We start from the raw sequence: 25917 nt of genomic DNA on the forward strand, positions 1-25917 counted from the left end.
AAAACTCCCAGGCCTTTCTCACGCTAGCCCTGCACGGGCTATCCTCCTCCAAGTAATTGGATTGAGTGCATTATAGCTCCACCCGGCCGGTTTGTCAAGGAAAATTTACAAGTAAATATATTGATCATTAAACATGCCATCAATTACCATAGAAGACCCCATCATAAACTCACCCTTCATGAAGCCCCAGCGGCATTTCCGCTTTGACGATCAGGGCAGTACCAACCAGATCGTAGAGGGCCGGAGGGAGAGTTTTTATTTCATGCCGGTGGCCAGGCCCAGGGGGCAGAACCGGGACCAGCAGATAATAGAAAGCTTTTGGACCGAGAACCGGAAGGAAGAGAACAAGTTCATCAATCATGTTCGGAGCCGGGTGACCCAATGGCGCAACAGCGGACTACAGATGACCTCGGTCACCCCGGTCACCCGGCAATTGCTGGAATACTGGAAGAACAAAGACCGGGAGAAAAGATTATATTTTTGCCAGATCGAAGCGGTGGAGACGGCCATCTATTTAACCGAGGCAGCCAAGAAATTCAACGATGCCGCGCTGGAGAACCAGCTAAGGGAATTCAACATCCAGGGCAACTCCGATCTTAACCGCATAGCCTTTAAGATGGCCACCGGCAGCGGCAAGACGCTGGTAATGGCCATGCTGATGGCCTGGCATGTGCTTAACAAGCTGGCCTATCCCCAGGATAACCGGTTCAGCGACACTTTTCTGATAGTAACGCCGGGGATTACCATTAAAGACCGGTTGCGGGTGCTGCTGCCCAACGACCCGGATAATTTCTACCGGGCTTTGGACATCGTGCCGGCCGAGCTGTTAAGCCGGATGCAGAACGCCAAGATCGTGATCACCAATTTTCACGCATTCAAACAGCGGGAGCGGGGCGCCGCCGGTAAGCTTACCAAATCAATTCTGAATACAGGCAAGAAGGTCAGTGCCTTTATTGAAACCCCGGATCAGATGGTCCGCCGGGTATGCCGGAGCCTGGGCAACAAGGGCAATGTCATCGTCATCAATGATGAGGCCCACCACTGTTACCGGCGCAAGGAACAGGGACTGGAAGAGGTCTTAAAAGGCGAGGAAAAGGCCGAGGCCAAGAAGCGGGAAGAGGAAGCTCGGCTTTGGATCAACGGCCTGGAAGCGGTAAAGCGCAAACTGGGGGTGCGGGCGGTCTATGACCTGTCGGCCACCCCGTTCTTTTTGAAAGGTTCGGGGTTCTCCGAGGGAACGCTGTTTCCCTGGGTGGTCTCGGATTTCTCGCTGATAGACGCCATTGAGTGCGGAATAGTAAAGGTTCCCAGAGTGCCCATCGAGGACAACGCCAACCCCGGACAGATGCCCACCTACCGGAACCTGTGGTATAAGATCCGCGATGACCTGCCCCGGAAAGGCCGGGGGAGCGAGCAGAAAACACCCGATCCCAAAGTTCCGGTCCAATTAGAAGGGGCCTTGCGCAGTCTTTACGAGAATTACCAGAAACATTATCAATCTTGGGAACAGAATACCGAGGCCCGAGCGCGCGGGTTGACCCAGCCGGTTTTCATAGTGGTCTGTAACAATACCAGCGTTTCCAAGATGGTTTACGATTTCATTTCGGGTTACGAAAAGGAGGTAAAGGGCCAAAAGGTTGTAGTGCCGGGCAAGCTCGATCTGTTCAGCAATGTGGTCAACAACGCCTGGACCGACCGGCCCAGCACCATCTTAGTCGACAGCGAGGAGTTGGAATCCGGCGAGGCCATGAGCGCTGAGTTCAAAAAAGTGGCGGCGGTGGAGATAGAGGAATTTAAGCGGGAATATACCCAGCGTTTTGAGGGGCGGTCTGCGGAGAACCTGACCGACGAAGATCTGTTGCGCGAGGTGATGAATACCATCGGCAAGCAGGGCAAGCTGGGCGAGCAGGTAAAATGCGTGGTCTCGGTCTCGATGCTGACCGAGGGCTGGGACGCCAACACCGTCACCCATATCCTGGGGGTGCGGGCCTTTGGCACCCAATTGCTTTGCGAACAGGTGGTGGGCCGGGGATTAAGGCGGATGGGCCGGGGCCTGGTTACCAAAACCATCAATGGCGCTACTTTTGAGACCTACCCGGTGGAATATGCCGAGGTTTACGGGGTGCCGTTCTCGTTCATACCCTGCGCCGGTTCCACCATCCAAATACCGATACCTGTTCAAGCGACCAGGGTGCGGGCCTTGGAGGAACGCAATCACTTGGAGATCACCTTCCCCCGGCTGGCGGGTTACAAATACGACATGCCCACGGAGAAGCTGACGGCCAGTTTCGGGCCGGAGTCAAAAATGGAATTGTCCACCCTGCAAGTACCGACAATTACGGTGGTGGCACCGATAGTGGGTCAAAAGGAAGTGCATAACTTAGACGAGTTGAAAGCCCACCGTATCCAGGAGGTGGAATTCTTATTAGCCAAGCATGTATTGGAGAAATATTACCGGGACGATCAGGGCAATCTTAAGCAATACCTGTTTCCCCAGGTGCTGGGCATTGTGCGGCAGTGGCTGGACGGCTCGGTGGTTCTAAAGGACGATACCTTTATCCAGTTGCTTTTGTTGATAGAGCACGGCAACCTGGCGGCGGACAAGATATACGGGGCCATATCAAAATCCATGTCGGGCCAAAGCACCATCAAGCCGATATTAAAGCCCTACGATACCATTGGCAGCACCAAGCACGTGGATTTTGACACCACCAAGCCGGTGTTTGCCACCAGCCCGGATAAATGCCATATCAGCCATGTGGTGGCCGATACCGAAAGCTGGGAGCAGAAGCTGGCTCATTCGCTGGAGCAGATGGAGCAGGTAAAAGCTTATGTTAAGAACCAAAGCCTGGGGTTCTTTATACCCTACCAGATGAACGGGGAGGAGAAGAATTATATCCCGGATTTTATTGTTAGAATTGACGATGGGCATGGCACGCCCGACTACGCCGATACAACACCCGGCGATGAAAAGAGGCTACGTACGGGCAAGGATGATCTGTTGAACCTGATAGTGGAGGTGACCGGGGAGAAGCGGGCCGATAAGGAAATAAAGGTGGCCACGGCGCGGGATCTGTGGGTTCCGGCGGTGAATAATCACGGGGGGTTTGGGAGATGGAAGTTTTTGGAGATCAGGGATCCGTGGAATGCGAAGAATGAGATTTTTAAACAATTCAACTAGTAGATAATCATCATGCCAATTATTGACAGATTCAAAGGCCCCGAAGGGCGAAAACGCCTTATAAAGTCGTTGTGTTCTCAACAAATTATTAAAGATAATATTAAAATAGCTTCGCAATTTTGCCAGTCTGTAATCTTACACGAATATTCAGCAGGAAGTATTTTGATTAAACAAGAGGATGTTGATAATGAATTACATTTTATTATTTCCGGGCGTGTAGCTATTCGTGTTAATCATCGAGACATTGCTTATAGGTGCACAAATACACATGTAGGCGAAATGGCTTTGATTGATACTGGAGCAACAAGGAGTGCTTCCGTTATCGCAGTTGAGAACACTTTAACAGCTAAAATCTCAGAACACGAGTTTACAAAAATTGCAAATAAATATCCCTCAATTTGGCGTTATTTAGCAATTGAATTGGGAGCAAGGCTGCGTCAGAGAAATCAATTTGTGAGAAAACCTAATAGCAAACCAAGAATGTTTTTTGGATCCTCAAAAGAATCTATTCCATTGGTGAAGGAAATTATTCACAATTTAGACACAGACAAAGTAGAACCAATCCCCTGGACTAAAGATATATTCTGGCCTTCACATTCTACACTTGAGGATCTTGAAAGGCAGTTGCCAACCTTTGATTTTGCCGTTTTCATTTTTGGTCCGGAGGATAGCATTATCAGTAGAGGGAAAAAGAAAGAAGGGCCACGTGATAACGTTGTTTTAGAGTACGGAATGTTTGTCGGTGCAATAGGTAGAGATAGGACCTATTTTATTAAGCCCAGAAATGTAGAGATAAAAACACCTTCGGATATCTTTGGGCTTAAACCATTAGTATATGAACACAATAGATCTTTTACGAAAATTGATGTTAAACCCGTAGCCGCTGTCCTTATGAAATGTATAACAAGATACAGTGTTAGATGAAGGAGATAGTCATGGGCCTTGCAAATGACATCAGAGCTGAAGTTAAACAAACATTTTCAAAACAGTGGGAAAAAAGAGATGGCAACAAAGTGCCAGATACAGACGATATCGCACTCGGCAATGCGGCTGTTGTTTTAAAAGGAACTATCTTATATGCAGATCTTGTAGAGTCGACATTAATGGTAAATTCTCAGCAACAGCATTTTGCAGCAGAAATCTATAAAACATTCTTATTAACTGCATGTAAAATAATAAGAGATCAAGGTGGGACAATCACCGCATTTGATGGTGATAGGGTAATGGCGGTATACCTTGGAGATAATAAAAATTCAGCAGCAGCAAAAAGTGCATTAAAAATAAATTGGGCAGTCGATAAAATAATCAATACAGAACTTGTGGCCCAATATCCTAACAGCGATTATAGAGTAAAACAAGCAGTCGGTATAGATACTAGCGATTTATGGGTAGCAAGAACAGGTATTAGGGGCTCGAATGATCTTGTATGGGTCGGGCGAGCAGCGAATTATGCAGCGAAGCTATGTTCCTTGCGAACAGGCTCTTCTGTGTCCTGGATAACAAAAGATGTTTTCGACGTTTTAAATAAAGAAGTGAAATATGGGCCAAATGAACAACCTATGTGGCAACAATCTTACTGGTCTGCATACAATTGCTATGTGTTTTCGTCAAGTTGGAATTGGTCAATTGATTAAATATCGGAGGATGGAATGTATTATATAAAATCTCCTATTGGCAGGTTGTTAAATCCCGATGATACTTTTAACTATCAGAGTGATGATGTATTGAAAGTATTGTATGATTCGCATTACAATCCGTTTAATGATGAAACTACACCAACCAGTCTTAGACTATTATCAAATGCAATTAGTTTAGATGAAAAACGAACTAGTGACTTGTGCGAATATTTAAATAAATCCAATCTTATCGATTTAGTCAGAGTTGGAGTTAATAAATACTATAAAATAAACGCTTTAGGTATTCGATATGTTGAGTCTGGCGGAGGTGTATTATGAGTGTTGATGCATGGCTGGATCAAGCCGAGCATGATTATTGTTTAGCGAAATTAGCACAGGAAAAAGGATATAATGAATGGGCAGTATTCTGTGCATCTCAAGCTTTGGAAAAAGTAATTAAAGCTACAATACTAACGTTAGTTCCCGGTATTTCTAACAAGGAACTGTATGAACACAATTTGCACTATCTTCTGGCTAAATTGCCGATTAAGTTTAAGACAGATAAAATTGAAGAAGATTGCAAAGAAATTGATGATATAGCCAAATATTCAAGGTACCCGACAAAAAATCATAATGGCAAACCACCAAAAGAAATGTGTACAATTGAAATATCTCAGAATGTATTAGAGAAAGCTGACAAATTATTATGTTTTTACAGAAAAATATATAAAATAAGCGATGGGTTGTTTGATAATATAGAACCCCCATTATATCAATAGCACTTTAAAAGGTATAATTATGCCCAGAGGCCGCCCCCCTCAAAATGTTAAAAAGCATGCTAAACCCATAAAACAGCAAGCCTCAAAGCTCGGTCATAAGCCCCGACCCCTCCCTAATCCTCCCCGCCGCGGAGAGGGAACAGGGCGTGGTGCGGTCTATTCCAGCCGCCACCAAGATAAAAAGGCCAATATACAATTCAAAAAAACAATTAGTGTAAACATGAAGCATATGCTTGATGGAATAAGATACTATTATTCAATACCTGTAATAAATGATGGTTCAAAATATGAAAAAAAACAAGTAAAGTCTGTCATCGTTAACAAATTTAAAAAATTGATTACTAAGATGCAAGCTGATCCTGCAATTGCTCTATTTATGCGGGGGAATAAATGCGACAGGAGGTTTATCCAAAATGATTTGGATAAATATTATATTGTTGGAGAAAAAGCAAAATTCTTTTTGAAAAATGATGTAGATAGAATAACAAAGAAATATCTAAAAACAAAGGATTTGGGAAAAGAATCTATAATTGATGAAATTATTCAATTAATAAAAGTGTGTAATGGAATAATTGTAAATAAACCCAAAGACCACCCCACAAAAGGAGTATTAGGCGGTGATTTTATTAAATACATTAGAAAAATAAAGGATATAGAGGAACTTGGCAACTGGTTATTGTTTTTTTATGCATGGATACACAATAATGGCAAACCTGCCGAAATTAAAAAAGTATCACCGTGTATTTCGGTTACTATTGGTGGCAATATGTACGAAACAGCCAGCAAATTCGCGTTAAATAGAAATGATGAGGGAATGGTAGTTGTTGGTTTTATAAATACTGATGAAATACATACATTTATAAAAGCGCAAGCGATAAAAGAAACATTAAAAAAGCATGGTGTAACCTGGTATGATGACATTAACAATGAGATAATATTACTTAATGGTTTATATCCTCACAACATATTCGGATTCTATCATTTGAAGAAAAAAACAAAAATTGTTGATTTTTATATTAACCCTTGGATTGTTGATATGTTAGAAAAGGGTGTCAGCTTGGATCCAAAAATAGGTATATTAATCAATCAGAGTGGTTTTATTGATAAGGTAATTAGACTGGGATATAGTAAATATTCGTATTATATATGTGGTCAGAAAAAGATTTATGTTGGTGATGTTAATGATGGATATTTAAGCTCAAATGTATTTGAGGCGTTTACATTCACATGAACCATCTTAAGAAAATAATTGGAGTTTTAATAATTTGTTGGAATATGTTACTGTTTACAAGATGATTAATGGCAAATTTAATGTTTCAAAAGAATAGAGGAAATATGCCCAGAGGACGCCCCCCAAAAAACGCTAAAAAGGCTGCTTTAAAGCCCGCCAAGCAGTCTTCAAAACCCGGCCGCAAGCCCCGACCCCTCCCTAACCCTCCCCGCAGCGGAGAGGGAACCGGGCGTGGTACGGTCTATTCCATTCGCCACCAGGACAAGCGGGCTAACATACCCACCGAGGAACTGCGGGACTTTATGGTGGCCGAGGAGAAAAAGCCGGCCGTTATTCTATACCCGCGCGATACCTCGCTGGACCCGCAGTTGGTCTGGAAGGGCAAGGATGAGCAGGACAGCAAGGACATGACCGTTCCTGCGGTGCCGGTTTACATTCAGGAGAAGATACACCCGCAAGCGCTCATAGAGAATCTAAAAGCAGAATCCAAAAGGCAGAAAAACGAAGAAGTCCCCGATTTATTTGGCGATTTTAACGGCCTGCCCAAGGAGTTTTCAGATAGAGTGGACTTTTACAACCACTTTGCCAACTGGCAGAACCGGATGATCCTGGGCGATTCGCTGTTGGTGATGAACAGCCTGGCCGAAAAAGAGGGGCTTAAGGGCAAGGTGCAGATGGTCTACATTGACCCGCCCTATGGTATAAAGTTCGGCTCCAACTGGCAGGTAAGCACCCGCAAGAGGGATGTAAAGGACAGCAAGGCCGAGGACGCCACCCGCCAGCCCGAACAGGTAAAGGCCTTCCGCGATACCTGGGAGTTGGGAATACATTCTTATTTGTCTTATATGCGCGACCGGCTGACCGTGGCCCGGGAACTGCTGACTGAGACCGGCTCGGTGTTTGTGCAGATCGGGGATGAGAATGTTCATTTGGTAAGAGCAGTTATGGATGAGGTATTTGGGAGCGATAATTTCCTTGTGGAAATATCGTTTAAAAAAGGTATAGGTGCTTCAGAAATATTTGTGCCTAGTGTATTTGATTATCTTTTAGTCTATGCAAAAAACCAAGAAGTTGTTAAATACCGGCAATTATTTACTCCGTCAACTCTAGATGATGATGATTTTAATTTCTCCTGGGTAGAGTCACCGGTAGAAGGTGAAAGACGTTTGAATACTAAAGATTTCAATTCTCAAGGTAAACTTATAAATCAATCAATAAGATTCCAAGCATCAACTTTAGTTTCTAAGGGCGAATCTAAGGATAGTTCGGTGGGGTTTGATTATAAAGGCTCTGTTTTCATGCCTGCCTCTGGTTCACATTGGAAAACAACAAAAGATGGGTTAAAGCGTTTGGCCAATACAAATCGGTTACTATCTTCAGGTATTACCCTAACATTTAAGCGTTATTTTACTGATTACCCTTATACCCGACCGACAAATGTTTGGCTTGATACAGTTCAAAGCACTTTTGCGTCAGATAAAATATATGTTGTTCAGACTACTACAAAAGTTATAGAGCGTTGCATGCTTATGGTAACCGACCCCGGCGACCTCGTCCTTGACCCCACTTGCGGCAGCGGCACCACCGCCTATGTTGCCGAGCAATGGGGCCGCCGGTGGATAACATTAGATACCAGCCGCGTGGCCCTTACCCTGGCCCGCACCCGGCTTATGGCCGCCAAGTACCCATACTTCCATTTGGCCGATTCGCCGGAGGGCATGCTTAAAGAGGCCGAAATGCTAGGTACCCTGGCTTCCGCCAAGTTTGACCTCTCCCCGGCCCTCTCCCGCAAGGAGAGGGTGCCGGATATCCGGCGCGGATTCGTTTACAAACGGGTGCCGCATGTTACCCTAAAATCCATTGCCAATAACCAGGAGATTGATACCATCTACGCCAAGTGGCAGGAGAAGATGCAACCCAAACGCGCGGAGCTGAACAAGGCCGCCAAAGAAAAGTGGGAAGAATGGGAGATCCCGCGCGATTTGCCAGAGGCTAAAGCAGAGGTTCAAAAATTACTTAAAGAATGGTGGGAGCTTCGCCTGGTCCGGCAGAAGGAGATAGACGATTCCATTTCCCGCCATGCCGATACCGAATTGTTATTTGACCAGCCCTACGAGGACAACAAACGGGTGCGGATAACCGGGCCGTTTACAGTGGAAAGCCTTTCGCCCCACCGGATGCTGTCCCCGGAGATCCAGCGCACCGCCACCGAGGCCGCCGCGGAACGCGATTCTTCGTCCATCGGCTTTGAGCGGATGATACTTGAGAACCTTAAAACCGCCGGGGTGCAGAATACCGTCAAGAACGAGCGGATGAAATTCGACCGGCTGGATGTCATTTCCAGCCCTTACCTGCATGCCACGGGCGAGTATTCAGACAAGGAAGGTAAGTCACACCGGGTAGCGGTATTCATCGGGCCGGAGCACGGCACAGTAGGGCCGAACCATATCAAGGACGCCGCCAAGGAAGCGGTAAAGGGCCTGGGTCACGAGGTGTTGATAGTCTGCGGCTTTGCCTTTGACCCGCATGTCAACGAAGAGGCCAAACGCTACGGCAACCTTACCGTTCTGGTCACCCGGATGAACACCGACCTGACCATGGGCAGTGAAATGCTAAAAAAGACCGGGGGCGGCAACCTGTTCATGGTGTTTGGCGAGCCGGACATTCAACCGGTGGACCGCAAGACCGGCAAGATATTGCCAAACAAGGATGGCAAGATAGTTTTGGAGATCAAAGGGGTGGATGTCTATGACCCAACCACCGGCGAGGTGCGCGGCCACACCAACGACGATATCGCCTGCTGGTTCGTGGACACCAATTACAATGGGGAAAGCTTCTTTGTCCGTCAGGCCTACTTTACCGGGGCCGGGGATCCGTACGACAGGCTTAAAAAGGCCTTAAGGGCGGAGATAAACGAAAGCGCCTGGTCAACCCTGTATTCCACCAAAAGCCGCCCGTTTGACAAGCCGGAGACCGGGAAGATAGCGGTCAAGGTGATTAATCATTATGGGGACGAGGTGCTGAAGGTGTACGAGGTGGAATAAAAAAAGATTATGTCTAACAAAGAAAAATTGAACACTGTCTTATCGGGCGTTTCCGGCGAATACTTTGTGGCCGCCGAACTGTCTAAACGAGGATACATAGCTTCAATTACCTTAAGGAACACAAAAGGGGTTGACATCCTTTGCTCAAATGCCGAAGCCACGAAGACGGTTGGCATACAGGTTAAAACCAGCAGCGGGGCTAAAAGGAGTTGGATATTGAACCAAAAAGCGGAAAAATATTTCGCCGACAATTTATTTTATATTTTTGTTAATCTTTATAAGAATAAAAAACATCCGGATTATTTTATTGTGCCCAGTAAGGTAGTGTCCAAATATTGTAAAAAAGGTCATTCAAACTGGTTAAGAACACCCGGGAAGAGAGGGCAAAAACATAATGATACGCCTATGAGAAAATTTCATGATCCAGAGGAGGAATATTTAAACCGGTGGGAATTGTTAAATTTATAATTTTGGTATACGTTTCATTAAAAGGCCCTGCTTTCCTGCCGGAAAAAAGATAAAAAGCTTTTTCACAAATAAAATCGCCTCCCAACAGGTTTTGTCTACCTTTAAATACGGGAGGCGTAATATTATCAATGTTGTCAGTGTTTTGTTAATTACCGTTTGGCGTTATCCCTCTTTCAGTTTGCGATTATCGACGATATTCCAATGACAGCTTGATGGGCGGTTGAAAAAGTGATTTTAATTTATCCAGGAATGCCAGGTCAGAATCGGTCATTTTCTCTTTTGGTGTTGGTGCGGGAAGATCCAGTTTAAGCTGCCATTGAGTATTGAACCTACTTCTGTGCCTGCCGGTTTCCACCTCCTTTCGTTTGCATTTCTCTTTTGCTCTGTGGTTTACTGATGGTTTGTCGTTGGGGAAACAAAATTGCTTTATATGCACAATATATGCCTGTTGTATAAATTAATTTAACATAGACATATTGTGTGCAAATGAAAATGGCGATCTATATGTTGAAATGGTATATTTATTATTACGTTAGGTTAAATGCAGTTATTTAATGCTTGTGCAATATTTGCTTTAATAATGCAACACTGAATAGAAGAGGGAAAATGAATTTAGGATTTATTGCTTCACCCCAAAAAGGAATGTTCGAATATTTGACCATTTTAATGTCGTCTATCATAGCAATCGTTTCGCTGCTTGTAACACACTTCAATAACAAAAGGAATCTGAAGTTCCTAGAGGAAAAAGATAAACATGAGACGGAACAGAAAAGAATAATAGACGAAATGGAGATCAGCAAGGACAAGCGCTATCAGCAGAGGGCGTATAACCGTTTGTCGAGTGGTTTGTTAAAGCTGTATAACAGCTACATCAAACACCGATGTTTATATGCCGGCAACCAACGGCTGGATGTGGTGGAGATCAATGATACCTTTATTGAAGACATCGCTGCCTTCAAAACCGTTTACAATAAAGAAGTAGATATCATACCAGAATATGCCATCAGTTTGTTCGAATTAGTAGACACATTGAACAGATTCGTTTTGCTGAAAGATATTTTAGAAAAAGAACAGGATCTTGTTCAAAATAACGGTCATAAAAAACTTAAGGCCAAGCGGGCTGTGATGGACTCACTGTCGGCACTTCTTGATAAGGAATTTGTGGACATTCTCGACCAGATTTCAGATAAGGCGGATATATCTGAACCGTATAAAAGGTATCTTAAAGACAACAGCCCGGAAAGTTATGTAGCCAATAGCCTCAAAATTCAGCAAGAAATGATAAAAAGGATGGAGGATTCTTTTAGGAAGCAGACAAACAGCGATGTAGGGTAGTGTTCACTTGCCGGACTTACTTAAAGGTAAAAGCTAAAAACAAAATTTCTTTGTGCCCTCTGTGCATCTGCGGTTAACGCCCAAAACATGTAATAAACATTTCAGGAATAACATGGGCAACTTCTTCCATCTCATCCTCCTGGTGGGCGCGGCCACCGGCCAGGGCCAGCGATAACGTGGTAGGACAGATACACCGATACATGGGCTACGTGCAGGAAGAACTGGTGGAAGCAGGGCAGACGGTACAGGGCATAATCATAGCCTTGGAAGACGACCAGCGCATTAGCCGGGCGTTGTCGTTGGTGCCAAGCATAGTATTCTACCGTTACCAGGTGAGCGTTAAACTGATAAAGACCTGATTTGCTGGTTTTCTGACAGCTTGTCTTGTTTTGAATGCCAGTGGCATTAATGAGTCTGTCTCCCGACCATTTATTTACGAAGTATTTAACCAATTTCCAGCCCTAAGCCCATGTTCTGACGAAATGCTGCTGAAATAAATACTGGGAAAAACAAGCGAACAGGGAGCATGCAAAACCTCGGATGTTTAGATAAAGGCTATGGTGCTTGATGACCGGTAAAATCAAAGGTCCGGTTTCTGATTGTCCCCTGCGGTGTCAAGATAATCGGAGTTAAAGGGAACGTTATTTTCCTTCAGGTATGTTTTAATATTGTGAATAACAGTCCACCATAAAGCCGGTATTTAGAGATACCGGCTTTATGGTTTTGATATTTTTCATTGACATCCTTAGCCCAATGGTGCTAAAATGAAAACAGTGAAATTAACAACAAAGGACGAAATGCCCTATCTTTTAATCGCAATAATATGCAATTTAAAAATAAGCAGGCTGATCAAAGGCACTCCTGCCGATAAGCATTGGTTCTAACCGGTGCGTTTCCCGATATAGGGAAACGCACTTTTTAATTATAGCCGGAGAGACGATAAGCCATGAGAGAGACCCTTCAAGCCATCTATCAGATCCAAAAGCTGGACGACCTGATCAGAGACAACCAGGGCCGGTTGGACCAGATACCCAAGGATATAGCGGATATCCAGGAACGGCTCAAAGAATCGCGCTCCCGGCTGGACGAGGTGAACCGGCAGCAGGAAGATCTGGCCAGGCAAAAAAAGGCCCTGGAACAGGAGGTGGAACAGACCTCGTCCAATATCAAAAAACACCAGACCCAGCTGCTATCGGTAAAGACCAACAAGGAATATACCACCATGCTTCATGAGATTGAAGGAGAGAAAAAGAAGACCTCCGATATCGAGGAACAGATACTGACCATCATGGAGAGCCTGGAAAAGCTGGGCCTGCAGGAAACGGAGGAAAAGAATATCTTTAAGCTGGCCGAAGCCCAGAGTCAGGGAAAACAGCAGGAAATGGGCAAAGAAGCAGCCGGGTTGTCAGCGAGGGTGGAAGAGTTGAGGAAAAACAAGCAGGAGGCCCTGGCCGGTCTGCCCAAGGATATTCTGGCGATGTACGATAAGATCGGCAAAGCCCGCAACGGAACAGCGGTGGTGGCGGTAAAAAGCACCACCTGCGGAGGGTGTTTCGGAAATCTGCCGACCCAGCTGCTCAATCGTATCCGGGATATGGACAAGATAATAACCTGCGAGAACTGCGGCCGGATCCTGATCTGGCAGGACCCCAAACAACAATAATAATATTATTGAGGTGCGGTTATGACCAAGGACAAGGACCAGATATATTCCAAGCTCTCAACGGTACTGCGAAAGGTGGCATCCGGCCATCCTATGGAGGACATCTCCGAGTCCATGGGGTGCTCCAAGGACACCCTCAAGGAGGCTTTGGTGGCCCTGGCCGACAAGATCGAAACCGATTTCGGTTTTTCCAAGGTGACGCTGGCCATCGACGGCGCGGCCCGGGGCAATCCCGGCGAGGCCGGGGCCGGGGCGGCCCTGGTGGACAGCCACGGGAATGTTCTGGCCGAGCGCAGCCAATATCTGGGCAAGGCCACCAATAACGAAGCCGAATATCAGGCCCTGATCTTCGGGCTGAAGCTGGCCATCGAGCGGGGATTTTCCAAGCTGTCCATTCAGACCGACAGCGAACTGCTGGCCAACCAGATAAACGGCAGCTACCGCATCAAGGAGCCGCGGCTAAAGAAGCTGTTCGTCCAAGCCCAGGAGCTGCTTTCCCAGATGGAGAAGTGGGAAATCCAGGCGATCCCCCGGGCCCAGAACCGCCTGGCCGACCGGCTGGCCAACCTGGCCATTGACAATCAGACCATTCCGGAATTATAATAAAGTCTATCTAGGACAGGACCGGGTGATCGCCCCGCTTTGGCGGGGAGGAAAGTCCGAGCTCCAGAGGGCAGGCAGCCCCGGGAATACCGGGGGATCCGCCGGTAATACGGCGGGTACGGAAAGCGCCACAGAAAATATACCGCCCCGCCTCTGGCGGGGTAAGGGTGAAAAGGCGAGGTAAGAGCTCACCGCCTGGCAAGACAACTTCCAGGGCATGGCAAACCCCTGTCGGAGCAAGACCAAATAGATTCCGCCGCTCCGCTGAAAAAGCGGTATAAGGACGGCCCGTTCGGAAGGCGGAAGGGTAGGTTGCTTGATCCCGGCCGTATGGCCGGGACCAGAGAGATGATCGCCATCCCGTTATGCGGGATACAGAACTCGGCTTACAGGTCCTGTCCCTTTTTAAGTAAAAACAAAGTAGGTATATGGAAAGAAAATGGATATTCCCCGAGGGCGGGGACGAACAATTGGTCAAGGAGCTGGCGGTCTCGTTGGAGGTGACTCCCCTGGTGGCCCGGCTGTTGCTGGTCCGGGGGATAAAAAACGCCGATGAGGCCCGGCTGTTCCTGGATCCCCAGATGAGCGATTGCCATGACCCATTCACCATGAAGGGCATGGACGTTATTGTTGACCGCCTGGAAAGGGCCCTCCGGGAAAAAGAGAGGATCATGATCTACGGCGATTACGATGTCGACGGCATCACCGGGACGGCATTGTTATGGCGCTCCCTGTCATATCTGGGGGGCGATGTCAACTGGTATCTTCCCAGCCGGGCCAAGGAGGGGTACGGCATTTCTTCCAGCGGCGTTGAGGAAGCCCAGAGGCGCGGGGTCAAACTGATCGTCTCGGTGGACTGCGGCATTACCGCCCATCAGGAGGTCGAACTGGCCCGGTCGCTGGGCATAGAATGCATAATAACCGATCATCACGAGCCCAAGGAAAGCCTGCCCGATGCAGTGGCGGTGCTGGATCCCAAACGTCCGGATTGCAGCTATCAGTTCAAGGAGCTGGCCGGGGTGGGGGTGGCCTATAAGATGCTGCAGGGCCTTTACCGGCACTTGGGCCTGGACGAAGCCCAGCTGCAGGAGAACCTGGACCTGGTGGCTTTGGGCACCCTGGCTGACATAGTTCCGCTGACCGGCGAGAACCGGGTGCTGGCAAAATACGGGCTGGAGAAGATCCGCAGCAGCAGCAAACCCGGGATCAGGGCCCTGCTGGAGGTGACCGGCCTTACCGGGAAGCCGCTGGATTCCGGTCAGATCGTTTTCATGCTGGCTCCCCGGATCAATGCGGCGGGCAGGATCGGCGAGGCCGATTCGGCCCTGAGATTGCTGATCACCGAGAACCAGGATGAGGCCTTTGCCATCGCCCGGACTCTGGATCAGGAGAACCGCAAGCGCAAGGAGATAGACGATCGGATCCTGGCCGATGCGGTCAGTATGGTGAAACAACGGGTGGATCTGGATCAGGTGATGGTGATAGTGTTGGAATCCGAAAACTGGCATCAGGGGGTCATTGGCATCGTAGCCTCCCGGCTGGTGGAGCAGTTCTACCGCCCCACCATCCTGATCGCAGTGGACGGCGAGAAGGGCAAGGGCTCGGCCCGCTCCATCGCCGCTTTCCATCTGCACGAGGCGTTGAAGGGATGTCAGGAGCACCTGCTGGGTTTCGGCGGGCATAAGTATGCCGCCGGGATGTCCATAGAGACGGCCAAGATCCCGGAGTTCCGCCAGAAGATGAACCAGATCGCCAAACAGACGCTGACCAGCGATGACCTGATGCCCACCCAGGCACTGGACGTTCTGGTGGACCTGGACGAGGTGGATTCCAACACCGCCAGGAGCTTTGCCAAATTCGCCCCCTTCGGGCCGGGCAACCGCCATCCGGTGCTGGCCTCCCAGCAGCTGCGGGTGGTGGGGAGCCCGTACATCGTTGGCAAGAACCACCTTAAGTTCAAGGTCAAGCAGAAACAGCGGGTATTCGATGCCATCGGGTTCTCCTTCGGCGATTTATTGGACGAGGTGGAGGATCCGGATGCCACGCTGGATATGGCCTTTGTGCTGGAGGAGAACGAATGGCAGGGACAGAAGAAACTGCAGTTGCGCCTGAAGGATATCAAGGTCCGCTGACGCATTTATATTGCCCGCCTCCCCGCTGAAAATATATAATCATCAAGAATATTCCCGAATTTAAATGAGCATTATCTATAATCATTCGGTTCTTCCCAACGGCATAACCCTGGTGAGCGAGAAGATTCCCCACGTGCGCTCAGTGGCCGTAGGGCTGTGGATAGCCAAGGGATCGCGGGATGAGCGGTCAAGCGAGAACGGCCTGTCCCACCTGATAGAACACCTGCTGTTCAAGGGAACCCAGACCCGCAACGCCCGGGATATAGCCATCTTCCTGGAATCCATCGGCGGCCATCTGGACGCCTTCACCTCCAAGGAAGAGACCTGTTTCTATGCCCGGGTCCTGGACGAGCACCTTCCCCAGGCGGTGGACATCCTGTCCGACATTATCTCCCATCCTCGTTTTGACCCCCAGGATCTGGAGAAGGAGCGGAAGGTCATCCTGGAGGAGATCAAAACGGTCGAGGATACCCCCGACGAGATGGTCCACGAGCTTTTTTCCCAGGCCCTGTTCGACGGTCACCCGCTAAGCTATCCCATCCTGGGCAGCCGGGAGAATTGCCAGTCTTTTAAAATGGCGGACATACAGGCCTTTCGCCGCAAGAACTATCTTCCGGGAAATATGGTGCTGGCGGTGGCCGGGCGGGTGGAACACCAGGCCCTGGAGCAGCTGGCCCGGAGATATCTGGGCCAATACCAAATCTCTGCCGCCGTCAAGACAAACGTCGATGCCGATATAAAGGCCCCGGGGTTGTTGCTGAAAAGGAAAAAAACCTCCCAGGTGCACATCTGCCTGGGGATGCCGGCCCTGGCCTTCAACGATCCCGGCCGCTACGCCCTGCTGGTGCTGAGCACCATCTTCGGGGGAGGGATGAGCTCCCGGCTGTTCCAGAAGATCAGGGAGGAGGAGGGCCTGGCCTATTCCATCTATTCCTTTGCCGACCTGTACCGCGATACCGGGCTGTTCGGGGTCTATCTGGGGGTGGCGGTGGAGCAGACCAGAAAATCTTTGGAAACCACCCTGGCCGAATTCAAACGGCTACTGGTGGAGCCGCCCTCGCCGGAGGAACTGGAGAACGCCAAGTCCCAGCTCAAAGGCAATCTGATGCTGGGACTGGAGAGCACCTCCAACCGGATGATGCGTCTGGCCAAGATGGAGATAAACCGGGAGCCCTACCTGGACCTGGGGCAGACCCTGGCCAAGATCGATGCCGTAACCACCGATGATCTTTTAGCAATTGCCCAAAGGGTGATCCGTCCCGAGAAACTGGCGGCGGCAATATTAGGGCCGGTATCCGCCAGGGATATCTCATTGCCGCAATTGCGGGAGATGCTTCAGGTCGGTTAAGAGAAATTTATAAATTCAAGTTTATAGGATAGCGATAATGAACAAAGAGAAAAAAACTGCCATGAGCCTGTCCCAAAGGGCCCTGGGCATGCAGGCCTCTCCCATCAGGAGGCTGGTGCCGCTGGCCGACGCCGCCAGACAGAGGGGCACCCATATCTATCACCTCAACATCGGGCAGCCGGATATCGCCACCCCTAAGGATATCATGGATGCCATCCGTAACTTCGGGGAGGAGGTGTTGGCCTACGGTCCCTCGCAGGGGCTGCCGGCCCTGAGGCAGGAGATAAAGAAATACCTGGAACGGCAGGATATCATGGTGTCCCCCGATGATGTCCTGGTGACCACCGCCGGCTCAGAGGCCATCATCTTCGCCATGATGGCCATCGGCGATCCCGGCGACGAGATACTGGTTCCCGAGCCGTTCTATACCAACTATAACGGCTTCGCCACCATGGCCGGCATGAAGATCGTGCCGGTGCCAACCGATGTGGAGGAGGGCTTCGCCCTGCCATCCAAGGCCGAGTTCGTCAAGCGGATCACCGATAGAACCAAGGCCATCATGTACTGTTCGCCCAACAATCCCACCGGAGCCCTCTTTTCCAGAAAAGATCTGGAAATGCTGGCTGGCCTGGCCAAAGAGAAAAATCTCTGGCTGCTGGCCGACGAGGTCTACCGGGAGTTCACCTACGATGGCGGATATCACACCAGCATCCTGCATATCCCGGGGGTAGAGGATAGGGCCATTATGATGGATTCCATCTCCAAGCGTTTTTCGGCCTGCGGAGCCCGGGTGGGCTGCGTGGTGTGCCGCAATTCAGATATCATGCAGACCATGCTCAAGTTCGGGCAGGCCAGGCTGTGCCCGCCCACCGTCGAGCAGGTGGGGGCCATCGCCGGATACCAGACCATTGACAAATACCTTAAAAAGATGATCACCGAGTACCAGCGGCGCCGCGATGTGGTCTGCGAGGAGCTGGCTAAGATACCCGGGGCCATCTTCAAAAAGCCGGCCGGAGCCTTTTACATCATGCCCCATCTGCCGATCGACGATTCCGACAAGTTCGCCCAGTGGATGCTGACCGACTTCTCGCACGAGGGCGCCACCACCATGGTGGCTCCGGGCGACGGTTTCTATGCCACACCGGGCCAGGGCAAGCAGGAGGTCCGCCTGGCCTATGTGCTGAACGAGGGGGACCTGCGGAAAGCCTTGAAGATACTAGCCAAGGGTATCGAGGCTTACAATCGCAGGAAATGATTGTGAAAATTTCAACACGGGGCGATCGGAGCATCGCCCCTTTGTGTTTATTCAACAATTTTATTGTCAAATTTATCGGCAATTGATATAATAAAGTTCAATCGAACATAGAAAAACACTTGAAGGCTATGATGAAAGACCTGAAGATAAAAATATCCCTGCTTTCCGATCTGGCTCAGATGCCGGAATATTCCACCGCCCATTCATCCGGGATGGACCTTAAGGCGGCTATCGGGAGACCCATAAAAATAAAACCCGGGCAGATAAGCCTGGTGCCCACCGGCCTGGCCCTAGAGATCCCGCCCGGCTTCGAAGGCCAGGTCAGGCCCCGCAGCGGTCTGGCCATCAAGCACGGCATTTCCATCGTCAATGCCCCGGGCACCATCGACGCCGACTACCGCGGGGAGGTGGGGGTCATTTTGATCAATCTGGAAAAAAAAATATTCACCATTCAACCTGGTGACAGAATAGCTCAGTTGGTGATAGCTCCGGTGGTCAAGGCGAAGCTGGTCAAAGCAAGTTCGCTGAACAATACGGCCAGAGGCCAGGGCGGTTTCGGCCACACCGGGGTGGGGAAACGTAGACAGGATTGACATGATTTCTTGCCATTATGGAAAATGACAGTCTGACAGAACAGATAATAAAATGTGCTTATAAAGTTCACAACACCCTTGGTTTTGGTTTTCTGGAAAAGGTATATGAGAATAGCTTGATGATTGAATTGCCCAATTCAGGGTTAAAAGCTGAACAACAAAAGGCTATTTCCGTTAAATATGGAGGTACTGTGGTTGGAGATTATATTGCGGATTTCATCGTGGAGGGGTCGGTTATTGTAGAGGTGAAATCCGTGAACAACTTGGCAACAGAGCACGAGGTTCAATTAGTTAATTATTTGAAGGCAACCGGGAAAAGAATAGGCTTGTTGGTAAATTTCGGCAAATCTGTCGAGGTAAAAAGAAAATACAGGGATCCCAAGTAATCATCATGTTAATCCTGTCAAAAAAATGACCAAACAATCGGGACATTTTGCCGCGGCCCTTTCGGAGCCCAAGTTCGCCCTGTTCGCCGCAGGGCAGCTGGTCTCCCAGTTCGGCGATTACCTGGCCCAGATGGCCCTGATCGCGGTGATCGGGGCCTACACCACCCGGGCTCCGCTGGCCTATTCCCAGATCACGGTGGCCATCGCCCTGCCGGCCCTGCTGTTCGGCCCCATCGTGGGAGTGGTGGTGGACCGCCGGGCCAAGAGAAAGGTGCTGATAGCGGCCGACGCCAGCCGGGCGGTGATCATCGGGCTGATCCCCCTGCTGATGAAACTGACCGGATCGGTGCTGATTCTTTTCCCGTTGGTGTTCATCTCCTTTCTGATGGGGCTGTTCGCCAGCGCCGCCCGGCTGTCCCTGATCCCCTACCTGGTGCCGCAGAACAAGATCTTCGCCGCCAATGCGGTGATGAACTTCATCAACAAACTGGCAGGGATGGTGGGCTTCGTGGGCGGCGGACTGCTGGTGGTGGGCGGGTTCTGGCGGCATCTCAAGCTGCAGCCCTGGGAGGCCGGGTTCTATCTGGACAGCCTGACCTTCTTCATATCGGTGATCACCATTGCCATGCTCAAGACCGGGGAAAAAGTGATCGAGAGCCAAAAGGAGTCCGAACTGGTCCAGCTCTGGCGAAGGCGGATAAACAACCTGAAGACCGACCTCCAGGAGCTGTGGACCCTGATATTCTCCTCCCCCAAGGTAAAATTCGTGATGCTGTCGCTGCTGCTGGTATCCATCTTCGGCGGGACCCTCTATCCCCTGGTGGTGGTCATCGTCCAGAAGGGCACTGGCTCCGGCACCGGCGGGGTGGGGGTGCTGGGGGGCGTTTTGGCCCTGGGCATGATGTTGGGCTCCTTGTCCATCGGCTTTCTGGGACACCGCTACTCCCGCCGGATGATCATCGTCTCAGGGCTGCTGGGGGTGGGGACCATGGTCAGCCTGTTCGCCCTGTGCCGCCACTACTGGCAGCTGCTGCCGGTGGGTCTGCTGATCGGAATTTTTCTTTCGCCGGTGATGGTGGCCCAGGACACCCTGCTACATGAATCGGCCCCCGACAAGCTGTGGGGGCGTATCTTCTCGGGACGGGACTTTGTCTTGAACGGAGGCTTCATGCTGAGCTCCCTGTTCTTCGGCTTCATGGCCCAGATCATCCTGCCCCGGCTGGGGACCACCAACCATGAACGGGTGACCCTCTTCTGGTGCGGGATATTACTGGCGGCCTTCAGTCTGGTGGCGGCCGGCATTGTGGTCAAGCAGAAAAAAGCCGAATCTTCGAGGGGATGACATCATGGCCACCGTTAAGGATTCCCTGTCCCCTGATTTTATCGCCCAGGTAAAGGGGTTGGACATCAAGGCCCGGCTGGTGGTGGAGGGCTTTTTGACCGGCCTGCACAAAAGCCCCTATCACGGTTTTTCGGTGGAGTTCGCCGAGTACCGCTCCTACATGCCGGGCGACGAGATAAAGCGGATAGATTGGAAGGCCCTGGCCAGGAGCGACCGCTACTACGTCAAGGAATTCGAGGAGGAGACCAATCTAAAAGCCTATTTGCTACTTGACAGCTCGGCCTCGATGGGTTACCATACCAGGGGCGGCGGTTCAAAATACCAGTATGGCTCCTGCCTGGCGGCAGCCTTGAGCCTATTGCTGCTGAACCAGCATGATGCAGCCGGCCTGGCAACCTTCCGGGAGGGCATCAGCAATTTCATGGCCCCCAGTTCCCGTCGCTCCCACTGGCGGCAGATGCTGGAGCTGCTGGACAAGGAGATCCCGGCAGGCAAGACCGATTTCGAAAAAATATTTTACGACCTGGCCGGGCACCTTAAACGGCGGGGGCTGATAATCCTGATCTCCGACCTGTGGGACGGCTCCAATGCCGTGCTTAAGGCCCTGAAGCATTTTCGGCATCTTAAGCATGAGGTGCTGCTGTTCCACCTGCTGGACCATGATGAGTTGGCCCTGCCTTTTTCCGGCAAGCTGGCCTTTGAGGATATGGAGACCGGGGAAAGGGTCCAGCTGGATGCGGCCAGTGCCGCCCCGGAATACCGCCGGGCCGTAACCAGCTGGCGGGAGGGACTGAGCCGGGAGTGCCGGAGGGATTTGATAGACTATATTCCGCTGGACACCAAAACTCCTTTTGACAAGGCCCTATTGTCTTACCTGCATAAAAGGCAGCGTTTGGGATAATCCATACCGTTTTTTGAAAATCCTTTCGCGTCATAGGTTCGCCGAAGTAATGATAACCCTTAATTAAGGAGGGATAAATATGCTTAAGGCAGATCAAACGCTGGATGACAGGCGCTTCGAGGACCGCCGCAAGAATCAGCGGCGCCAATTCCAAAACGATCAGGATGATTATAAAGGCCAGGCCGACCGGCGCAGCCTGGAAAGAAGAAGCACCGAACGGCGTAAAGCGTAAAACCAAAACCAGAGGTCCATCATGCAGGAAAGAAAACTGGTCGCGCGGTACCTTGACGGACGGATAGTAAAAGGCCACACCCTGGACTTTTCGATGAACAAGGATGCCTTCCATCTTTCCTCTAACGGTGTGCCTCCCTCCTCGTCCGAAGTCCGGATCGAGCAGCTTAAGGCGGTGTTCTTTGTCAAGGATTTCATGGGAAATCGCGAGTACGACGAGAGGCGTGATTTTGACGGCAGCTATCCGGTGAATTGTAAAAAGGTGGAGGTCACTTTCTTCGACGGGGAGAAGCTGACCGGCGTTACCGAGATGTACATGCCCAACCGGAAGGGTTTTTTCCTTTTTCCGGCCGACAAGAAGTCCAATACCGAAAAAGTTTTCGTGGTCAACAAAGCGGTCCAGGAGGTCAAATTTTTATAATGCAAAAATGCTTACTTAAAAGGATGATATGAAAAAAACGATTGCCGTTGTCATGTTGGCGCTGGGCGTTTCCCTGGCCCAGGCCAACGGGCCGGTCAAGGAAGGCGGCGATTTCGGACTGGGGCTGATAGCCGGGGAGCCTACCGGTATATCCTGGAAACTGTGGAGCGGAAAAGAAAGGGCCTGGGATGGGGCGGTGGCCTGGTCCTTCATAGATGAAGGCTATCTGCGACTTCATGCCGATTATTTATGGCATGATTTTCAGCTGATAGAGGTGGAGCGGGGGCAACTTCCGGTATATTTCGGGATCGGCGGCACTCTGTGGTCCGGCCAGAGGGCTCATTATGAGAAACACTTCAACCTGGGGGTCAGAGGGGTGGTGGGCCTGGAATATATATTTCCCCAGGCTCCGGTGGATATCTTCCTGGAATTGGCCCCCACCGTAGGGCTGGTTCCCGAAACCGGCTTCGACGTCCAGGGCGGAATAGGTCTCAGATTTTTCTTTTAACAATCGCCGGCAAAGCTGCATCAATATACTTGACATCTAGCAGATTATTTGCTAAACTTATGGGCGATATGCAGGTGCGGGGCATCTGCTTTTGGTTAGCGGTAAAAACATAAATGGGCCTGTGGCGCAGTTTTGGTAGCGTGCCTGACTGGCAGTCAGGAGGTCAGGGGTTCGAGCCCCCTCAGGTCCACCAGATATTAATTAAGATGCTTGCGTAGGCAATTGATTTACGGCTGAATTGCCGAAAAACAATTCGGCGAGCGTCGTAAGAGTTGAGCACAGGCATACGCTTGTGCTTTATTTTTAGGAGAGGTCATGCCTAAATTTTTAAAGGTGTTGATATTTTTTACCGTGCTCATTCTGCTGTATGCAGCGGTGGCGATCAGCATTCCGTATATCCGTTTCTTCCACATCAAGGACAAGATGAAGGAAGCCGCCCAGAATGCCATGACCGAAAACGATGACAGCATTGCCCGAGCCCTGGCCGAAAACGCCATGGATGACAAGATCCCCCTGGTGGGAGACTATTTCTACCAAGTGCAGGATGAGAAGGGAAATAGGGATGTCTACAAACCGGAGACCGAGGAGCAGCAGAGGGAATACCTCGAAGGCGCCCGGGAATATTTCCTGCAGAACATCATAAGGACAGAAGGACAGAACTATACCATCTCCATAGATTATACGGTGGAATTGTATTTTCCATTTTATACCCATAGAATTAGTTTCAGCCATAAGGAATCACAGCCGCTAGTCAGATAAGTATAAATAACAATCTGGGGCGCCAGGTGCTGGTGCTCAACCAGAATTATGAACCGCTGCTGGTCTGTAATGCCAAGCGGGCCTTGGTTCTGTTGTTCCTGGGAAAAGCGGAAGTGGTCGAGAATAGCGATTATTTTGCCGCCAGCATTCGCCGAAGATTCATACTGCCCAGCGTCGTCCGGCTGGGCAGTTTCATCCGCAGACCCCGTCTGGAGGTCAAGCTTTCCAAACAGAATATTTTCAGGAGGGATCGCCACGTCTGCCAGTACTGCGGCACCAGCCAGGGGACGCTTACCATCGATCACCTGGTGCCCAAGAGCCTGGGGGGAGATGACACCTGGGACAATTTGGTGTGCGCCTGCACAGTATGCAACAATAAAAAGGCCAACCGCAGCCTGAAACAATCCAGGATGACCCTGATCAAAAAACCCCGCCGGCCCCATTACTTCTCATTTATTCAGTATTCGATACATAACCCCGACGATAATTGGAAACCCTACCTGTTTTTAGGAAAGGCCTGATGACCAGAAAGATTGCATATATATCGGTTCTCATTTTAACCGGAATCCTTTTTGTATCCGGGGCCTGGGGAGCCAAGACCGCCACCAAGAAGCCGGCCAAAAGGAAGACCTCCAGCGTCTTCTATCTTCCCAAACCCACCGGAGATGTTCAGGAGGACCTGGATAAATTATTAAGCAAAAAACTAAACCGGGTGGGCCGCTGGGGGGTGGCGGTTATGTCGCTGGATGACGGCTCTCTTATCTATCAGCACAATTCCGGATCGCGATTCATTCCGGCATCCAACACCAAGCTGTTCACCACCGCTGCCGCCCTGGAGAAACTGGGCCCGGAATACAGCTACCAGACCGAAATATATGCCTGCGGGCCGATAGATTCGACCGGAGTGCTGAACGGCGACCTGCTCATAAAGGGATCCGGCGATCCCACCATCAACGATATCGCCACCATGGAGGATTGGGCCGACAACATCAAGGCCATGGGAATCACCGAGATATCGGGCGATGTGATTGGAGACAAAGGCGATTTCCTGCCAGAGAAGCTGGTCTCCATCATTCCCCGCTCGGCCAACAAATTGGTCCGCCCCAAGAAACGCCTGGCTTGGAGGCTTTCCGGCCTCTCCTTCAGGGAGAACGTGGTGGTGGTGACCCTCAAGGGAGGGAGGATCGGCCAGCCGGTTAATTTCTCCATAGATCCTCCGATGTCGGTCAACATCAAGAATCTCAGCCGGACCATAGCCGGCAGCTACAGCACCGTGAATAAAAAGGTGAAGAACAAGGACGGCACCTATACCACCAAGAGCCGCCGGGTGTATAACAACGGCAAGGCCTACGCCTCCTTTGACGGGGCCACCCTGAAAATAACCGGAAAGCTGGCCGCCGGGGCCTCTAAAAAATTCACCTTCTTCGCCAAGGAGCCGGAGAGCCATTTCGCCAGGATTGTGGCCCAACTCCTAAAGCAGCGGGATATAGCGATCAAAGGCGATATCAGGGCCAGTCAGGAGCACCCCCCGGTCCGCGAGAACAATACTTCACTGTTGTACGTTCATTATTCCGAACCCCTTTCAGAGATCATAAAGGTCATCAATAAAAAGAGCCATAATCTTTACGCCGAATCTCTGCTGCAGACCATCGGGGCCGAGGTGGACGGTGAGGGAAGCCGGAAGAATGGTTCCACGGCCGAGCGGAACATCATCAGTCAGATGGGCCTGGGGGAGGTGGACCTGTTCGACGGCTGCGGGTTGTCCCGGCAGAACGAGGTATCCCCGCTGCAGGTGGTCAATCTTCTCAAATACATGCATGAACAGCCTTACTGGGACGTGTTTTACAAATCGCTGGCCATCGGCGGGATAGACGGCACCTTGGTGGGGCGGTTCTCCCAGCCGGATTTCTGCGGGAGGGTATATGCCAAGACCGGATCTATCGGGGGCGTCTCGGCGTTATCCGGCTACCTGACCGCCAAGAACGGCAAGATGTTCGCTTTCTCCATAATGGTGAATAACACCTATCGCTCAAAACTGGCCAGGCGGATCGAGGATTATATCTGCAAATTGCTGATAGATAACCTGAGCTGATGCTGGCATCCCCTATGCAACAAAAACTT

Annotated in this window: 22 protein-coding genes, 1 tRNA gene and 1 other RNA gene; all 24 read left to right on the forward strand. The window is 50.2% G+C overall.

What is annotated here, in order from left to right:
• Positions 1-133: 133 nt before the first annotated feature.
• The 24 genes from A2273_04905 to A2273_05020 all read left to right on the forward strand — a co-directional run bounded on the left by A2273_04905 (position 134) and on the right by A2273_05020 (position 25888).
• On the forward strand, positions 134-3181 hold the full coding sequence (locus tag A2273_04905) for a restriction endonuclease subunit R (GenBank protein OGF07809.1): 3048 nt from the start codon (positions 134-136) through the stop codon (positions 3179-3181).
• A gap of 12 nt (positions 3182-3193) precedes the next feature.
• Positions 3194-4105 carry a hypothetical protein gene (locus A2273_04910; protein ID OGF07810.1) on the forward strand — a complete coding sequence of 304 codons (912 nt, stop codon included), beginning with the start codon at positions 3194-3196 and terminating at the stop codon, positions 4103-4105.
• Positions 4106-4116: 11 nt separating this feature from the next.
• Positions 4117-4815, forward strand: coding sequence for an adenylate/guanylate cyclase (locus tag A2273_04915; protein ID OGF08029.1), 699 nt, complete (start codon positions 4117-4119; stop codon positions 4813-4815).
• A gap of 317 nt (positions 4816-5132) precedes the next feature.
• Complete coding sequence (locus A2273_04920) at positions 5133-5576, forward strand: hypothetical protein (GenBank protein OGF07811.1); 444 nt, start codon at positions 5133-5135, stop codon at positions 5574-5576.
• 19 nt (positions 5577-5595) lie between these two features.
• Positions 5596-6807, forward strand: coding sequence for a hypothetical protein (locus A2273_04925; protein OGF07812.1), 1212 nt, complete (start codon positions 5596-5598; stop codon positions 6805-6807).
• Between the two features lie 248 nt (positions 6808-7055).
• Positions 7056-9851: a DNA methylase gene (locus A2273_04930; protein OGF08030.1), complete on the forward strand. Its 2796-nt coding sequence runs from the start codon at positions 7056-7058 to the stop codon at positions 9849-9851.
• Between the two features lie 9 nt (positions 9852-9860).
• Positions 9861-10319 (forward strand): aspartate ammonia-lyase, encoded by a 459-nt coding sequence (locus A2273_04935; GenBank protein OGF07813.1) that lies wholly within the window; start codon positions 9861-9863, stop codon positions 10317-10319.
• Between the two features lie 606 nt (positions 10320-10925).
• Positions 10926-11654, forward strand: coding sequence for a hypothetical protein (locus tag A2273_04940; protein ID OGF07814.1), 729 nt, complete (start codon positions 10926-10928; stop codon positions 11652-11654).
• A gap of 946 nt (positions 11655-12600) precedes the next feature.
• Positions 12601-13317: a hypothetical protein gene (locus A2273_04945; GenBank protein OGF07815.1), complete on the forward strand. Its 717-nt coding sequence runs from the start codon at positions 12601-12603 to the stop codon at positions 13315-13317.
• A gap of 21 nt (positions 13318-13338) precedes the next feature.
• Positions 13339-13920 (forward strand): hypothetical protein, encoded by a 582-nt coding sequence (locus tag A2273_04950; protein ID OGF07816.1) that lies wholly within the window; start codon positions 13339-13341, stop codon positions 13918-13920.
• Between the two features lie 13 nt (positions 13921-13933).
• An RNA gene (gene rnpB, locus A2273_04955) (RNase P RNA component class A) lies at positions 13934-14325 on the forward strand.
• A gap of 23 nt (positions 14326-14348) precedes the next feature.
• Positions 14349-16052 carry a single-stranded-DNA-specific exonuclease RecJ gene (locus A2273_04960; GenBank protein OGF07817.1) on the forward strand — a complete coding sequence of 568 codons (1704 nt, stop codon included), beginning with the start codon at positions 14349-14351 and terminating at the stop codon, positions 16050-16052.
• A 64-nt stretch (positions 16053-16116) separates the two neighbouring features.
• Positions 16117-17400 (forward strand): hypothetical protein, encoded by a 1284-nt coding sequence (locus A2273_04965; GenBank protein ID OGF07818.1) that lies wholly within the window; start codon positions 16117-16119, stop codon positions 17398-17400.
• A 61-nt stretch (positions 17401-17461) separates the two neighbouring features.
• Complete coding sequence (locus A2273_04970; GenBank protein ID OGF08031.1) at positions 17462-18655, forward strand: aspartate aminotransferase; 1194 nt, start codon at positions 17462-17464, stop codon at positions 18653-18655.
• Between the two features lie 131 nt (positions 18656-18786).
• Positions 18787-19248: a deoxyuridine 5'-triphosphate nucleotidohydrolase gene (locus A2273_04975; protein OGF07819.1), complete on the forward strand. Its 462-nt coding sequence runs from the start codon at positions 18787-18789 to the stop codon at positions 19246-19248.
• A 17-nt stretch (positions 19249-19265) separates the two neighbouring features.
• Positions 19266-19634 carry a GxxExxY protein gene (locus A2273_04980; protein ID OGF07820.1) on the forward strand — a complete coding sequence of 123 codons (369 nt, stop codon included), beginning with the start codon at positions 19266-19268 and terminating at the stop codon, positions 19632-19634.
• Positions 19635-19659: 25 nt separating this feature from the next.
• Positions 19660-20976, forward strand: coding sequence for a hypothetical protein (locus A2273_04985; GenBank protein OGF07821.1), 1317 nt, complete (start codon positions 19660-19662; stop codon positions 20974-20976).
• 1 nt (position 20977) lies between these two features.
• Entirely contained in the window at positions 20978-21877 is a 900-nt protein-coding gene (locus A2273_04990) for a hypothetical protein (protein ID OGF08032.1), read from the forward strand.
• Positions 21878-22130: 253 nt separating this feature from the next.
• Positions 22131-22529 carry a hypothetical protein gene (locus A2273_04995; protein ID OGF07822.1) on the forward strand — a complete coding sequence of 133 codons (399 nt, stop codon included), beginning with the start codon at positions 22131-22133 and terminating at the stop codon, positions 22527-22529.
• A gap of 28 nt (positions 22530-22557) precedes the next feature.
• Positions 22558-23037: a hypothetical protein gene (locus A2273_05000; GenBank protein ID OGF07823.1), complete on the forward strand. Its 480-nt coding sequence runs from the start codon at positions 22558-22560 to the stop codon at positions 23035-23037.
• A gap of 115 nt (positions 23038-23152) precedes the next feature.
• Positions 23153-23230: transfer RNA gene (locus A2273_05005), tRNA-Ala, on the forward strand.
• Positions 23231-23352: 122 nt separating this feature from the next.
• Positions 23353-23796: a hypothetical protein gene (locus A2273_05010; GenBank protein OGF07824.1), complete on the forward strand. Its 444-nt coding sequence runs from the start codon at positions 23353-23355 to the stop codon at positions 23794-23796.
• Entirely contained in the window at positions 23793-24317 is a 525-nt protein-coding gene (locus A2273_05015; GenBank protein OGF07825.1) for a hypothetical protein, read from the forward strand. The genes A2273_05010 and A2273_05015 overlap by 4 nt, the downstream gene beginning before the upstream one ends.
• The gene (locus A2273_05020; protein ID OGF07826.1) at positions 24317-25888 is read left to right on the forward strand and encodes a D-alanyl-D-alanine carboxypeptidase/D-alanyl-D-alanine-endopeptidase; all 1572 of its coding nucleotides are present in this window, start codon (positions 24317-24319) and stop codon (positions 25886-25888) included. The genes A2273_05015 and A2273_05020 overlap by 1 nt, the downstream gene beginning before the upstream one ends.
• Positions 25889-25917: the final 29 nt, after the last annotated feature.

Source organism: Candidatus Edwardsbacteria bacterium RifOxyA12_full_54_48 (assembly GCA_001777915.1).
In the GTDB taxonomy this organism is placed as follows: Bacteria; Edwardsbacteria; AC1; order AC1; family EtOH8; genus UBA2226.

What these genes read in the sequence shown, in the direction of transcription:
- A2273_04980 (OGF07820.1), top strand. Translation starts at nt 19,266, where the DNA reads ATGGAAAATGACAGTCTGACAGAACAGATAATAAAATGTGCTTATAAA.
- A2273_04915 (OGF08029.1), top strand. Translation starts at nt 4,117, where the DNA reads ATGGGCCTTGCAAATGACATCAGAGCTGAAGTTAAACAAACATTTTCA.
- A2273_04905 (OGF07809.1), top strand. Translation starts at nt 134, where the DNA reads ATGCCATCAATTACCATAGAAGACCCCATCATAAACTCACCCTTCATG.
- A2273_04975 (OGF07819.1), top strand. Translation starts at nt 18,787, where the DNA reads ATGAAAGACCTGAAGATAAAAATATCCCTGCTTTCCGATCTGGCTCAG.
- A2273_04920 (OGF07811.1), top strand. Translation starts at nt 5,133, where the DNA reads ATGAGTGTTGATGCATGGCTGGATCAAGCCGAGCATGATTATTGTTTA.
- A2273_04995 (OGF07822.1), top strand. Translation starts at nt 22,131, where the DNA reads ATGCAGGAAAGAAAACTGGTCGCGCGGTACCTTGACGGACGGATAGTA.
- A2273_04985 (OGF07821.1), top strand. Translation starts at nt 19,660, where the DNA reads ATGACCAAACAATCGGGACATTTTGCCGCGGCCCTTTCGGAGCCCAAG.
- A2273_04935 (OGF07813.1), top strand. Translation starts at nt 9,861, where the DNA reads ATGTCTAACAAAGAAAAATTGAACACTGTCTTATCGGGCGTTTCCGGC.
- A2273_05010 (OGF07824.1), top strand. Translation starts at nt 23,353, where the DNA reads ATGCCTAAATTTTTAAAGGTGTTGATATTTTTTACCGTGCTCATTCTG.
- A2273_04950 (OGF07816.1), top strand. Translation starts at nt 13,339, where the DNA reads ATGACCAAGGACAAGGACCAGATATATTCCAAGCTCTCAACGGTACTG.
- A2273_04910 (OGF07810.1), top strand. Translation starts at nt 3,194, where the DNA reads ATGCCAATTATTGACAGATTCAAAGGCCCCGAAGGGCGAAAACGCCTT.
- A2273_04965 (OGF07818.1), top strand. Translation starts at nt 16,117, where the DNA reads ATGAGCATTATCTATAATCATTCGGTTCTTCCCAACGGCATAACCCTG.
- A2273_05020 (OGF07826.1), top strand. Translation starts at nt 24,317, where the DNA reads ATGACCAGAAAGATTGCATATATATCGGTTCTCATTTTAACCGGAATC.
- A2273_05000 (OGF07823.1), top strand. Translation starts at nt 22,558, where the DNA reads ATGAAAAAAACGATTGCCGTTGTCATGTTGGCGCTGGGCGTTTCCCTG.
- A2273_04960 (OGF07817.1), top strand. Translation starts at nt 14,349, where the DNA reads ATGGAAAGAAAATGGATATTCCCCGAGGGCGGGGACGAACAATTGGTC.
- A2273_04925 (OGF07812.1), top strand. Translation starts at nt 5,596, where the DNA reads ATGCCCAGAGGCCGCCCCCCTCAAAATGTTAAAAAGCATGCTAAACCC.
- A2273_04945 (OGF07815.1), top strand. Translation starts at nt 12,601, where the DNA reads ATGAGAGAGACCCTTCAAGCCATCTATCAGATCCAAAAGCTGGACGAC.
- A2273_04970 (OGF08031.1), top strand. Translation starts at nt 17,462, where the DNA reads ATGAGCCTGTCCCAAAGGGCCCTGGGCATGCAGGCCTCTCCCATCAGG.
- A2273_04940 (OGF07814.1), top strand. Translation starts at nt 10,926, where the DNA reads ATGAATTTAGGATTTATTGCTTCACCCCAAAAAGGAATGTTCGAATAT.